The organism is Ornithinibacillus massiliensis, from assembly GCF_018310345.1.
Classification (GTDB): Bacteria; Bacillota; Bacilli; order Bacillales; family Amphibacillaceae; genus Ornithinibacillus; species Ornithinibacillus massiliensis.
This window is the reverse complement of record NZ_JAGXBY010000002.1, coordinates 382,214-395,095: the sequence shown is the minus strand read 5'-3', so window position 1 is coordinate 395,095 and position 12,882 is coordinate 382,214. Positions and strand designations below refer to the sequence as shown.

Annotated in this window: 12 protein-coding genes and 3 pseudogenes; all 15 read left to right on the top strand. The window is 32.9% G+C overall.

Annotation, left to right across the window (positions count from 1 at the left end; all coding sequences use genetic code 11):
• The first annotated feature begins 344 nt into the window (after positions 1 to 344).
• Positions 345 to 824, top strand: coding sequence for an NUDIX domain-containing protein (locus tag KGF86_RS06200; RefSeq protein ID WP_211741370.1), 480 nt, complete (start codon positions 345 to 347; stop codon positions 822 to 824).
• A 31-nt stretch (positions 825 to 855) separates the two neighbouring features.
• Positions 856 to 1,068 (top strand): hypothetical protein, encoded by a 213-nt coding sequence (locus KGF86_RS06195; RefSeq protein WP_186871495.1) that lies wholly within the window; start codon positions 856 to 858, stop codon positions 1,066 to 1,068.
• Positions 1,069 to 1,253: 185 nt separating this feature from the next.
• Positions 1,254 to 1,964 carry a metallophosphoesterase family protein gene (locus tag KGF86_RS06190; protein ID WP_211741369.1) on the top strand — a complete coding sequence of 237 codons (711 nt, stop codon included), beginning with the start codon at positions 1,254 to 1,256 and terminating at the stop codon, positions 1,962 to 1,964.
• A gap of 853 nt (positions 1,965 to 2,817) precedes the next feature.
• Positions 2,818 to 3,252, top strand: coding sequence for a hypothetical protein (locus tag KGF86_RS06185; protein WP_186871493.1), 435 nt, complete (start codon positions 2,818 to 2,820; stop codon positions 3,250 to 3,252).
• A gap of 271 nt (positions 3,253 to 3,523) precedes the next feature.
• The gene (locus tag KGF86_RS06180; RefSeq protein WP_211741368.1) at positions 3,524 to 4,360 is read left to right on the top strand and encodes an aminoglycoside adenylyltransferase domain-containing protein; all 837 of its coding nucleotides are present in this window, start codon (positions 3,524 to 3,526) and stop codon (positions 4,358 to 4,360) included.
• Between the two features lie 30 nt (positions 4,361 to 4,390).
• Positions 4,391 to 4,719: pseudogene (locus KGF86_RS06175) on the top strand (HIT domain-containing protein).
• Positions 4,720 to 5,202: 483 nt separating this feature from the next.
• Positions 5,203 to 6,270, top strand: a complete 1,068-nt coding sequence (locus KGF86_RS06170) for a GNAT family N-acetyltransferase (protein WP_211741367.1) — start codon at positions 5,203 to 5,205, stop codon at positions 6,268 to 6,270.
• Between the two features lie 445 nt (positions 6,271 to 6,715).
• A complete protein-coding gene (locus tag KGF86_RS06165) occupies positions 6,716 to 7,855 on the top strand; it encodes a threonine synthase (protein ID WP_211741366.1) in 1,140 nt (379 codons plus the stop codon).
• A 231-nt stretch (positions 7,856 to 8,086) separates the two neighbouring features.
• Entirely contained in the window at positions 8,087 to 9,052 is a 966-nt protein-coding gene (locus KGF86_RS06160) for an ornithine cyclodeaminase family protein (RefSeq protein ID WP_186869719.1), read from the top strand.
• A 177-nt stretch (positions 9,053 to 9,229) separates the two neighbouring features.
• Positions 9,230 to 9,388, top strand: a complete 159-nt coding sequence (locus tag KGF86_RS06155) for a hypothetical protein (protein ID WP_211741365.1) — start codon at positions 9,230 to 9,232, stop codon at positions 9,386 to 9,388.
• 81 nt (positions 9,389 to 9,469) lie between these two features.
• On the top strand, positions 9,470 to 9,646 hold the full coding sequence (locus KGF86_RS19660) for an HAD hydrolase-like protein (protein ID WP_366481077.1): 177 nt from the start codon (positions 9,470 to 9,472) through the stop codon (positions 9,644 to 9,646).
• A gap of 162 nt (positions 9,647 to 9,808) precedes the next feature.
• Positions 9,809 to 10,465 (top strand): hypothetical protein, encoded by a 657-nt coding sequence (locus KGF86_RS06145; protein ID WP_186869722.1) that lies wholly within the window; start codon positions 9,809 to 9,811, stop codon positions 10,463 to 10,465.
• 122 nt (positions 10,466 to 10,587) lie between these two features.
• Positions 10,588 to 10,917 (top strand): annotated as a pseudogene (locus tag KGF86_RS06140) (tyrosine-type recombinase/integrase); the annotation flags it as partial.
• Between the two features lie 763 nt (positions 10,918 to 11,680).
• Positions 11,681 to 11,980 (top strand): annotated as a pseudogene (locus KGF86_RS19655) (site-specific integrase); the annotation flags it as partial.
• 6 nt (positions 11,981 to 11,986) lie between these two features.
• Complete coding sequence (locus KGF86_RS19470; protein ID WP_211741364.1) at positions 11,987 to 12,658, top strand: tyrosine-type recombinase/integrase; 672 nt, start codon at positions 11,987 to 11,989, stop codon at positions 12,656 to 12,658.
• Positions 12,659 to 12,882 lie beyond the last annotated feature (224 nt).

The window sequence follows — 12,882 nt, the reverse complement described above, 5'->3', positions numbered from 1 at the left end:
ACTCCTTTTTTCCATAAACGGTTATATTCAATATACCATTTTTTTCTAATAGATATTTGTTTTAATAAAAAATTTACAACTTCACTTTCGCCAGTTCTCCATTTCTCCATTTCACTGAATCCAATGTCTCGTAGTTTGCCATTTCCGAAAACGATAAATTAATAGAATAAAAATTAAAGAAGAGGGTGGGAGAATGACGACTTAGGGCTAATTCTGCGAGGGAGAACTGAATGGAAAATGTGACTTTGACAACCTTTATTGAGCTAAAGGGTGCAAGAGTTCTCCAGTACATTTTCTTCGATTTAATTTTAACAATTGATAGTAATTATATGAGGTGATATTCATTGCAATTTCATATCAGAGTACGAGCAGGCGCAATTATCATTGAAAATAATAAAATATTATTGACAGTTTATAATGACTCGAAAAGAGGAACCATCTATGATTTACCTGCCGGTGGAACAGAACCTAATGAATCTATTACTAATGCAGTTATAAGAGAAGCCAAAGAAGAAGCATGTATAGATGTAGAAGTAGGGCCTTTAGCCTTTGTTTATGAATATACACCACATCTTAATCTTGAAAAGTTTGGAAAGGTCCATACATTAGTTATGATGTTTGAATGCAAAATAAAAAACCACTCTATTCCAAAATTCCCAGAAAAACCAGATTCGAATCAAATAAATGTTATATGGTTACCAATAACGGAGCTACAAAATGTTGAAATGTATGCTAATATCGGTTCTTATTTACAGGATTATACCATTAGCCGTAGAAACATTGATCTAATAGAAGAACATAAACTAAATCAAACTATTAAGTGAAGCTGCAAAAAAATTAACCCTTACCTCAGTAATGGGAGGTAGTGAAAGGCTAAACAACTTCCTACATGAACTTTGCTCAGTAATCCCAGAACCATTCAACACGATCAATCTGTACTTTCATCCAGATCAATTTAACGAGGAATTTACTCGTATAAATTATCATAGTAGTGATGTTCTCATGGTTAGAGGGGATTTAGTCGATATGCCACCTTTTGTGAAAATACCTATAACAGCAGCGTTTTAATTAATACAGAATGGATAGGAATAAGATTGGCAATATCTAACAAACTTGAAGTAAAACTCTAAACTAAAATTATTGCGATTATTAGTTAGATACTTATTTTCAAGGTCGACATTAAAAATATTGACTACCACTAACGGGGCAGGTTTATGAAAGAAGAAATTAAAAATTTAAGAGGAGGTGTTATAGTGGTGAAACGAGTGGCAGCGATTTATGACATACACGGAAATTACCTAGCTTTAAACGCTGTTCTAAAAGAAATGCAAAGGTGTAATGTGGATACCATTGTAATTGGTGGTGATTTGGCATGGGGACCCCAACCTGCATTAGTAATGAAACGGATTATGGCTTTAGAGGGAGATGTGCATTTTATAAAAGGCAACGCCGATAGAGAGGTCGGAGAGCGATATGGAGTTGAACAGGGACTTGATGAATCGATCGCAGAGATAAATCAATGGTGTGCAGACCAATTAACCGAGTCTCAGTTGAAATTCTTAAATAATCTACAAAAAGATGTGACTTTAAATATCGATGGATTGGGTGAAGTCTTGTTTGTTCATGGTTCACCAAGAAATGATGAAGAAGCTATTCGTAAAAATACACTAGAAATGGAGATTAAACCCATGATTGCCTCAGTAAAGCAAGACATTATAGTTTGTGGTCACACACATATTCATTTTGACCGTACTGTACATGAGAAAAGAATTATTAACGCAGGAAGTGTTGGACTTCAAACTGCTGCAAGAGGAGCGTGTTGGGCTTTGCTGGGTCCTGATGTAGAATTGCGTGAGACAGAATATAATTATCAATTAGCTGCTGAACAAATTCGCCAATCAGGGGTGCCAATGGCAAGTTCATTCGCTGAACATGTTTTAAACCCACCAACCGTAGGACCGTGAAAATGTCCTTCTAAATTACTTAGTAATTTACCATCTTCTTGTTAAACAAACGGGTGCAATAGTTAAACAAGGTGATCCGAGTGGGTCGCCTTTTTCTTTTGGATAAATTTTCAATTATATTTTTGGAATATTATGTTAGTATTTAGATAGAAGTTATTAAGCTAACGAGGCAGTTTAGTGGAAGATCGATGTTTTACTCGTGTTTCACGCTCGAACCATTTTACGGAATAAATAAAACCTATACTGAACGGGGTGTATAAAGTGAATCGGTTAATTGTTAGTGTGGTTATCATTATTTGTTTAATTTTTTTAAATGGGTGTAGTGAAGCTGAGGGGAGAAATTTAAAATTTCTGATGGATATCCAGTTGTTTTGACTCATAATTTAGAATACGATATGGAAGCAGAACTTAAAGGTGTTCTTGAATACGAAAATGAAACGAAATGCTTGTATATTAAGAGCACCATCAAAGATGATCTAAATCCCATTAATGTACCCATTTGACCAAAGGGTACTACTGCATATACAGAAAATGATCGACATCGTGTTAAAATTCCAACCCATGGAACTTACCTTGAAGGAGCCATTGTAGAAGGTGGTGGTGGAGTTGATGTTTCGAATTTAGAAAGTGACTGTCTGGAAAATGGTATAAGCTTTGTAGTTACAAGCCTCAATAAATAAAAAGCATAGTTCAAGAATCGGGTGTAATAGTTCGACAAGGAATCATCAAATTGATGGTCTTTATATTTTGGATAAATAATTTAAATATTATGTTATTATTTAACTAACTCTAAAGATCTTGTGATAATAGGGCAAATCACTATAGGACTTACCCAAACAATGAGGGGATAATTATGAATAAGGGAAAACTTCAAGTATTATATATTATCAGCGTTTTAGCATTGCTAATGATTTTTAGCAATAGGAATTATATCAGTATTGAAGAGCTAAGTTTTATAGTACCTGTTATAATTGTTTCTCTGTTAATAGGAGTGATAGGGGTATATTTATTTGGAAAAGATATGAAACTTTATAAATACTTGTATTTCATATGTTATATGATTACGATAGGATTTGTATTTGTACCTGTTCTAGGGGTTTATATTGAAGATGGTAGTTATTATTATGGGTTTCCTGCTCAATGGTTCAATTACTATTCAAATGGCTATGTTAACTTTGAATTAGGAGGTTTTGTATTTAATTATTTCATTGTTTATTTAATTCTCCGTTTTTTAACTAAAATATTTTTAAGATTTTCTAACGATAACTACACAGAAACAAATAATTGATATTCAAGTAACGGGTGTTAGAGTTGAACAAGGCGGTCTTTAAATCAGATCGTCTTGCTATTTGCTTCAATATATTTGGAATATTATGTTATTATTGGGTTGTAGAGTTATTGAAGTAACGGGGCAGGTTAGTTGAAAAAGGCGGTCTTCATATCGATATTTTACTAAAATAGCTGGTTAATAAAACAAGTGAGTGTATAAGTAATCTCATGAAATTAAAAGTATTAGGTTGAAAAATAGAAACAAAAACCAAACAATTAGGGGGGATTAAATGGCAATACCACGTATGGTTGAAACAGTATTAAATGAGTATATTACCTTATTTAATGAACATTTACCTGAAACAATAGAAGGGGTATATATACATGGATCTATTGCCCTAGATGCATATGTAGATGATTCAAGTGATATTGATTTTATCACTATAACAAACCGTCCTTTAGTTGAGGAAGATTCAACTGTTTTATCTTATATTCATTCAACGATTGCAAAAAAATACCAAAAACCAGAATTGGACGGTGTTTATATTCACTGGAGCGATATGGGAAAACTCTATACTAACAGTAGTGATTTTAACCGTAAATATCATTTTTATAACAGTGAAAAACTATCTTTCGGTGATTTTTACTTTAATTTTAACCCTGTAACTTGGTGGATGTTAAAAAACAATGGAATAAACATATTAGGACCAGACCCTAAAGATTTTGAGTTTGATATTCAACCACAACAATTAGTTTCTTATGTACTTAAAAATATGAATGCATATTGGGCTAATAGGATTAAAACTGCAGAGAATTCAATTAATGACTTAGTTGCAATGCCTACGAACCAAATTGATTATGAAATAGAATGGACCGTTCTTGGATTACTACGTCAGTTCTTTACACTAAAGGAGTACGACATTGTTTCTAAGTTGGACGCTGGTGAATATGGATTAACGCAAATTCCATATGAATGGCACAGTATCATAGAGGAAGCAATGAATATACGTAAAGGTATAAAGGCAAGTATTTTCCGTTCAGATTGGGAGCGGATTGATAAAACTATAAGATTCTCAAAATATTTGATTACACATTGCAATAAAATGATAGAGAAAAATTTAACCTAACAAATATGAGTCTTTTATAGGAGGATTGTTATGACTGAAGATTTTTATTGTGATGAAGTATTAAGTGGTAAAACCCAAGTAAGAATGGTGTTGGAGACGGAAAACGCATTAGCCTATTATCATACAAAACTTTTTGGCCAGTCCATATCATTGCAATACCAAAGAAACATATCCCTTCGTTAATTACATTGCAAGATAGAGATAATGAATTATTATTAGAACTACTGGGAGTAATTAAAAAGGTTGCTACTATGGTTACCGTAGAAAACGGAGCCTGTAGAGTAATTACAAACTTAGGGAATTATCAGGACTCAAAACATCTCCATTGGCATATAGTCTCTGGAGCACCGTTGGGATAGGTATTAAACTAAAGGTTGCAAGATTTGAAGATGAGATTGATCGACAGCTTTTCTTCTTATTGTACTAACTAACGGGGCAGGATTATTTAATAAGCGTTTTGGAATCCGAGTTTGATTTTAAAATAAAGAGATGTTATAATTTTCTTAACATTAAAGAAGGGAGTGAGAGGTAACAATGCGAATTTTAGAGGAGATAACCTTGAAAGTTAAAAAAATTGCCTCTCATTCAAGCGGATTAAGGAAGAGATTTTAATTTTATCCTCATGATTAAAACTTGGCAATTGTGAGCATGGGCTTTTGTATGATTTTAAGCATTAGCTACAGGGTTATTTATATAACTCTGTGGCTTTTTTATTTCTAATCATATTAATGTTGAGAATGCGGTCGCATTTTATAACTTCGTTGTTATTCTTCTCTTCTGAAGAGAGGTGACATAACAAAGAGCGTGCAGCTTTAATCTTGAAAACATGGAGGGTTGTTAATTTGATATTTGAATTGGAAAATAGTGATTATGATAAAATACCCAAGTTGATTGAAAATACAAATCATGAACTATCTATTGATGCAGTGATAACGGGAAATGTACCAGGGAAAATTTATGTAGATAATGTAATAGAGCCTTCGTCAACACTAATAGTGACACCAGAATGTAATGTAGTTGCGGATAATGCGAACAATCATTTATTTAATGGAGAAATTAAAAAGAAACTTCATTTCTTTGACCCAGTTACTTGTGACTCTAAAGAATGGGAAAGAAAAATACATGATATCCATTGTAATGTAGCTATGAAGAAATATAAGCGAAGATATTACCAGTTTGATGAACTACTCTATGATGATTTTTTGGAAGATTTGGATGAAAAATACACTTTGGAGTATGTTTATTCTGATAATCTCGAGCAGATACAATATGAAAATAGTAAAGCAATTAAAGATTGGTATATTTTTAGTAACATTCATGATGTAAAAGACTATTGTCTGGGATCTTATATAAGAACAGGCAATAAAATTGTATGCTGGTGTTTAGTAGATTGTATCGTAGGAGATAGAATTGAAATAGGGATAACGACACATAAAGACTTTAGAAGGAAAGGATTAGGGTCTATTTGTTGTGCAGCTACCGTAAGTGCTTGTATATCTAATGGAATAAAGGAAATAGGATGGCATTGTGTGGATTCTAATATAGGTTCCTACACCATAGCTGAAAAGGTAGGATTCAAGAAAATAAAGGAATATAGTTGTTTCACTCCATATCCACCAATTGAAAATGTGACGGACTTAAATAATGAACAGTGGAGTGAATGGGCACTTCATTATGAAAAAATGAATGGAATGGAATCCGTATATTATGAGCAAGCAGCGAAATGTTGGGGATATGCGAATAATATGGAAAAGACCATGCAAAACATTAAATGTCTCGCAGAAACGAAGCCGAAATTTTTGAATAAAGGCTTTTTGGATTTTGGAGGATTTGCATCTTTCCAAGAGAGAATAGAGTGGAAAAACTTCATAAAAATATTAACAACTGATGACCTTGAATCAAAGTTATGAACTAATAAAAACGCCAGATTCCAGAGGAAAACAGCAAGAAATAACATGGCTGTCAAAGATTACACTTAAACTGGTGGGTGCACGTTAGTTGAACAAGAGAGGACATAACATATTAGTCATATAAAATAGGTTATGTCCTTTAATTTAGTTTTCTTTTTTTATTTGGGTCTTGTTAAGTTTGTAGCTCTGCGTTTTTATAAGTTCAAAATGATGCTCCCATGGCTTTTGGTACAGCTAATAGAAGCTCTTCTTTTATTGCACTATAGGGTGCTATAGTGAAGCAAGGTGATCTATGAAGGTCGCCTTTTTCTTATGGTAAAATTCCAATAATATATTTGGAATATTATGTTAGTATTGATTTGTAGAGTTATTGAAGTAACAGAGCAGGATTGTTGAAGCAGGGAAAGTTATACTTGGAATTATTTATTAATCGGAGTTGAGAAAAATGTATAAAATTAATCCTAATGTAGAGTGCATTGAATGTATTAAATGTTACCACAGATATCCGTTAAAGGACTATTTTATAGGATGTCCAAGATGCTTTGAAAAAGGAAAGCCATCTAGCGTCTCCTTAAACTATAAAAATTTCAACTTGAATAATAACCAGTCTGGTTTTAAAAAGTATACTGATGTACTTCCCTATTTAGATTTTCCGACAATTGGTGAAGGTAGTACGCCAACAGTAAGGATGAAAAGACTAGGAGATGAATTGGGACTTGAAAATTTGTGGATTAAAAACGAAGGTCAAAATCCTACTGGATCTCACAAAGATAGGTATAGTCCCTTTGTAGTAGCAAGGGCTATATCATTAGGATTCGAAACAGTAGCTGTGGCTTCGAGTGGTAATGCTGGAGTATCTATTGCAACATATTCAGCAGCTGCGAACTTAAAATGTGTAGTATTAACTACGAAAAATATGAATCCCATTTGGAAACAAGCAATTGTACAAACGGGGGCAGAAATAATTTATAAAGACAAGCCGATGGATAGATGGGAACATTTACAAAGATATGTATTAAGGAATGAATGGTATCCTGCTACTAATTTCATCAATCCGCCCGTAGGAAGTAATCCATTTGGAGTACAGGGTTTGAAAACTTTGGCTTTTGAAATTATAGAGGATTTTGAACAGCTACCAAATATAATTATTATTCCTTCTTCCAGAGGGGATTTGCTTTGGGGAGTGTGGAAAGGATTTAATGAAGCATTAGAAAATGGTCTGATATGTGATATACCAAAATTGATTGCTGTCGAACCTTTTCCTAGATTGAAAGCTGTTTTAGGTGGGGACAAATATACTGATAATTTTGAAGGGGATTCGACGCATACCCCGTCAGTTGGGGGAACAACTGTAACATACCAATCTATCCAAGCCATTAAAAACTCAAAAGGAAAAGTCGAAGTTGTACCATCTTTTAATGCAATTAATGAACAGGAACATTTAGGTAAGTATGGCATATATGCCGAAAGGTCTTCGTCTTTGGTATTAGGTGCTTTAAAATCGTTAATTCAAAAGGAAGAAATTAAAAAAGATGACAAGATTCTTTTAATTATTTCTTCAAATGGTTATAAGGAATTAGCCTAAATTGTAGAGCTGATTTATCGATTACCATTAATTACGTGTTCATTAATTACGTGTTAAAGAAACGGGTGCAAGAGTGAAAGGAAATTAAGAAAAAAGAATTGCCTTCTTATTGATTAGTCGGTGATAAGATTAGCAATATTTTGTTATTATTAATGAATAGCGATAAGGAGCAATTGGGCTAGTTTGAGATTAAATTATTACCATATTTAAAAGAAAGTGGGTAATCGTATCTTGGAAACTATACTACTTACAAAAAGTGAAGTGGAAAGATTATTAGACATTAATCAATTGTATAAGGATTTAGTGGAAGCCTTCAGATATTACTCCAAAAGAAAAGAAAGAAATGGGCTTCGTGTTCGTTCCTCTTTAAAGTATGATAACTCAAGTGCCATGATACTATTTCCAGGGTTGCTTGCTAACATACCCGCTTTTACAATAAAGAATCATACCAAATTTCCTTCAGAAACACCCTCTATTAAAGGGGTCATTCATCTTCACGATTTATATTCAGGGTCATTATTATCAATAATGGACTCAACATATATAACTTCAGTTCGTACCGGATTATCTGGTGCGATTGGAACACACTTTTTAGCACGTAAAGATGCAAATAAGGTAGCTATAATTGGTGCTGGAGTACAAGGAACTCAACAATTAAGAGCATTAAGTATGTTAAGGGAAATTTCGGAGATCTTTATTTTTGACGAAAATAAAGAGAATGCTAAGCGAATGATTTCAAATCTACAACAAGAAATTCATTCATCATTTACTATTTGTCAAAGTCTAGATCAATCAGTTGTTGATGCAGATATTATCATTTGTGCTACATGGTCAAAAAAGCCATTTCTTTTTTCCAATATGATTAAGAAAGGTACTCATATCACCACACTGGGACCTGACGAGCCTAATAAAGCGGAGGTAAGTGCCGAGTTAATAGAAAAATCCTTGTTCATTTGTGATGATAGGGAGCTTGCTGTAAGTATGGGAGCTATAGGAGGAGTCGGGTTAGATGTAAGAGAAATTGATGCAGAACTTGGAGAAGTAATCGACAATAAGAACCTTGGAAGAAGAAATGATGATCAAATAACGATTTTTGGCATGGTTGGATTACCCTTTCAAGATTTAGTTGGAGCTTGGATGGTATATCAACAAGCCATTAAGGATGAAATTGGATTAAGAATTAACTTCTTACAATAACAATAAGCTCAAAAAAAGAATATTTAACTTCAAACAATTGGTTTCTGTAAGGTTAATTTTTATAGGAATTCTTCTGTAAGCTATAGAAACAAGGCGGTCGTCAATTGATAGCCTCTTTTTAAATGAAAGATATCAATTATGGCTGTGGGATATTATGTTAAAGAAGGTGGTAACCACATGATTGGAGTGTTCGTAGATCGTGATGGAACAATTGGTGGGGAAGGTGGAGGAGTACATCCCTTAGATTTTAGTCTATATGATTATTCAGCTAGGGCCATAAACCTTCTTAATAGACAAGGAATAAAGGTTTTTCTTTTACTAACCAAAGTTGGATAGGGATGGGTAAGTTCACTGAAGAGATCTTTCTTGAGGGGTGCAAAAAGATGAAGCAGAAAAAAGTATGCTTTTCTAAACTGAATTTATTATTGTCCCCATAAACCAGAGGATAACGGTAAGTGTCGTAAGCCTCAAACTGCCTTATTGGAGCAGGCTAAAAAAGATAATAATTTAGACTTAAATAAGTGTTACATTATTGGAAATAGATTGAGTGATATACTTTCTGCTGAAAATGTTGGTTTTGATAGAAGAATGTAATTTAAAGAATTTCTTTATAATATGATTGATTTCTTCAGTCGGACCTTTAACATTGTCCTTAACAACTGGATATTTATGCTAAAATACATATAACATTAAGAATATTAAGTACTTCAACTAAAGGGGCAGAAGAGTTGAAAAAGAAAAAGGGAGATTCTAATTTTGAAAAAACTTATCTTCTTGATAATAATTTTGTTGAGTATATCTGGATGTAGTCAAAAGGATGTTGTAAACTTCAATAAAAATTCCACTCTTGTTATAGAAGAAAGAGTAGGAGATGAATCCTCAAATGATTATGTGGTCATCAACAAGATAGAAGATGATAAAATTGTCCAAAAGGTTATGGATATCTTTAAAAGTGCAAGATGGGAAACGAACATAGATGTATCTCTTGAACACGAACCAGATTATAAATTAAATTATAATTATCTTATTTGGATTACACCTAAAGGAAAAAATTTAGAAATAATTAATCGAGATATTAGTATTTATGTAAAGTTACCTGAAGAAGTTTCATCAGAGTTATTTGAACTAATGACAGGAACAGACTTTATATTAAATGTATTAAACCAAATTAAATATGAACTAATAGCATCTATTGCTAAACAAACCGGACTTGAAAAGGATTCAATAGAAATAATGGTAGGATCTGGCTCTGATTCTTTTGGAGAAAATATTGACGTATCAGTAGATTTACCAAAGGATGCAAAGATTGATGAAGCGACAATTCAACAAATAGTTAAAAATATTATTAGGATTGTTTCTAAAAAAGAAAATGTAACAATTAGCGAGGAGAATATTGAGATAATAATCGACTAACGGGTGCAAAAGTTGAACAAGGCGGTCTTTAAATCAGATCGTCTTTTTATCTGCTTCAATATATTTGGAATATTATATTACTATTGGGTTGTAGAGTTATTAGTAACAGAGCAGTTTAGTTAAATACTGCAATAGTATCATTAATCCTTGGTTCCGGACTACGCCTTTCGGAAGTGGTTATCATTGATCTGGATGATATCGATTGGAAGAAGAACACTGTAAGAGTGATTAGAAAAGGGAATAAAGAGCAATATGTATATTTCAGTGAACAAGCAAGCATAGATTTAAAGGAAGATTTAACTGTTCGGAAAGATAAATACCTGGTTGGCAAAAAGTACAAAGCTCTATTCATTGCAGCAACGATGGGACCAAAAGGCACCACAAGAAGACTAACGGGACGGTCTATTGAAAAATATGCAAAAGCTTTTGGTAAACCAGCCTTATCCGTTCATAATTTTATCTAGTTTACATAATACTTATTATGGGAAGTTATTAAGAAATCACTAAAACTCATCTCATAAATAAAGTATACTCATGATAGTGAGACAAAATTAAAAAAACGCTATTTTACATATTAAATTTTATTTTATAACACGCTTAAAATTATTTAACCATACAATGTGTTTTATCTAAAAATCGTTTGGCTATCGAATTATTCTAATGGGTACGCCGGCCAATCATTCTACTTAGACTAAATAACACTTGTCTAAATCTGTATCTATAGCTCATAATTACTGTTACATAATATTTAAAGTTTATTTTGTGGCTTTACTCGATTAAATATTTTAATATGTTAGTTTCTAATGCTCACATTATATACTTTGATAACTTGTCCATTTCTAAACTTATACATTTCCATGCATCAATTCGTAGATCATGCCGTTAAATTCGACGACCAAAGCCATTTTTTTCTTAATCCCTAGTGATATTTTCACAAATAATATCTTTTGCTTCTATTTCTTCTAACAACACAATAACTCCGGCTTGCTTAATTTACACAATAATCCCTTTTTATCCATTGTCATGGTTCTAGATCACTCCTTCACTGCTTAAATGTTCTTTAATTGAGCAAAAAATATGACAAATATAATATATTTATAACAATATTACACCCATTTTCTACCATCTAACCGCACATAATTGTTATTATGTGCGGTTAGAATGAAATTACAGTATAATAAGGTCATCGATTATCTATCAAAGGAGTGACATACACTGAAAATAGCCGAAAATATTACTACAGATCAAAAACAAGAAATTCTTTCGTACTATGATGAAGAGTTAGAAATATTCCAAACTTACTTAGAGGATTTAGGATATTCCGATTTTACGATCCACTCTTACTTTTATGATGTAAAGCTATTCCTGGAGTATATAAATCTTGGTAAAAGCGAATGTGTTGGGCTGAACATCGTATCTAAAAGAGATATAGCATCGTTTTTAAGAAAGCAGCATCAAAACGCAGCAAAATCTAGCCGAAATAGACGGTTAATGACCCTTCGTACTTTTTTAAAATCCCTAGTGAAGGCAGAATATCTATCATATAATCCGGCTTTAGAAGTAGATATGGCCAAACAAGAAAATGGTCGCCTGCCTACATATCTAAGTGACAAAGAGCTAGAACAATTTCTTTTATCCATTGCACCAGGACAATATCACATCCGAAATAGATGTATTCTTATGTTAATGAGTTTGGCTGGATTACGAGTAGTAGAAGTTTATAATCTAAACTTATCGGATTTAATTCGTGATGAAGACGAACCTGGTATCGAGGTATTGGGAAAGGGAAACAAAACACGTTATATCCCCCTCCCCATTCCATTGTATCAACTGTTGTTAGAATACGAGAAAATGTATCGAGGAGTTCCGAAGCCCGATCATGCAAATGCCTTTTTTCTTTCAAAGCGTGGAACTCGTATTTCCAGAAGGAGAATTCAAGAAATAACGGAAGAAACCTTTGAACGGTTAACCCAACAACCAGGCTTTCATTATTTAAAGCAAAAGAAATTATCTTCTCATAAATTACGGCATACCTTTGGAACCGGGATGGTTCGTGAAGGTATAGATTTAGTGACAATTCAGCAACTGATGGGGCATACCAATCTTAATACAACTCAGATTTATACGCATGTTAACAATGAACAGAAGAAAAGAGCGATGAAGAACAAAGATGTATCCCGATTCTTTCATTAAAACACTCGAAAACCTCTAATTACTTATGTTTTTCAGTGCATAAAAACAGTCGTAAAACCTTGATATTATTGGGTTTTGGGACTGTTTTTTTTAATTCCACTTCGTTCTCAGGGGAATTTACTTTGTATTTATGTACAACCACCCAGATAATTCTCTTAGAATTCTCTTCTTACAGCATACGATTTTTTACAAATTTAATGAATGATTTTATCAAGTTTACATAA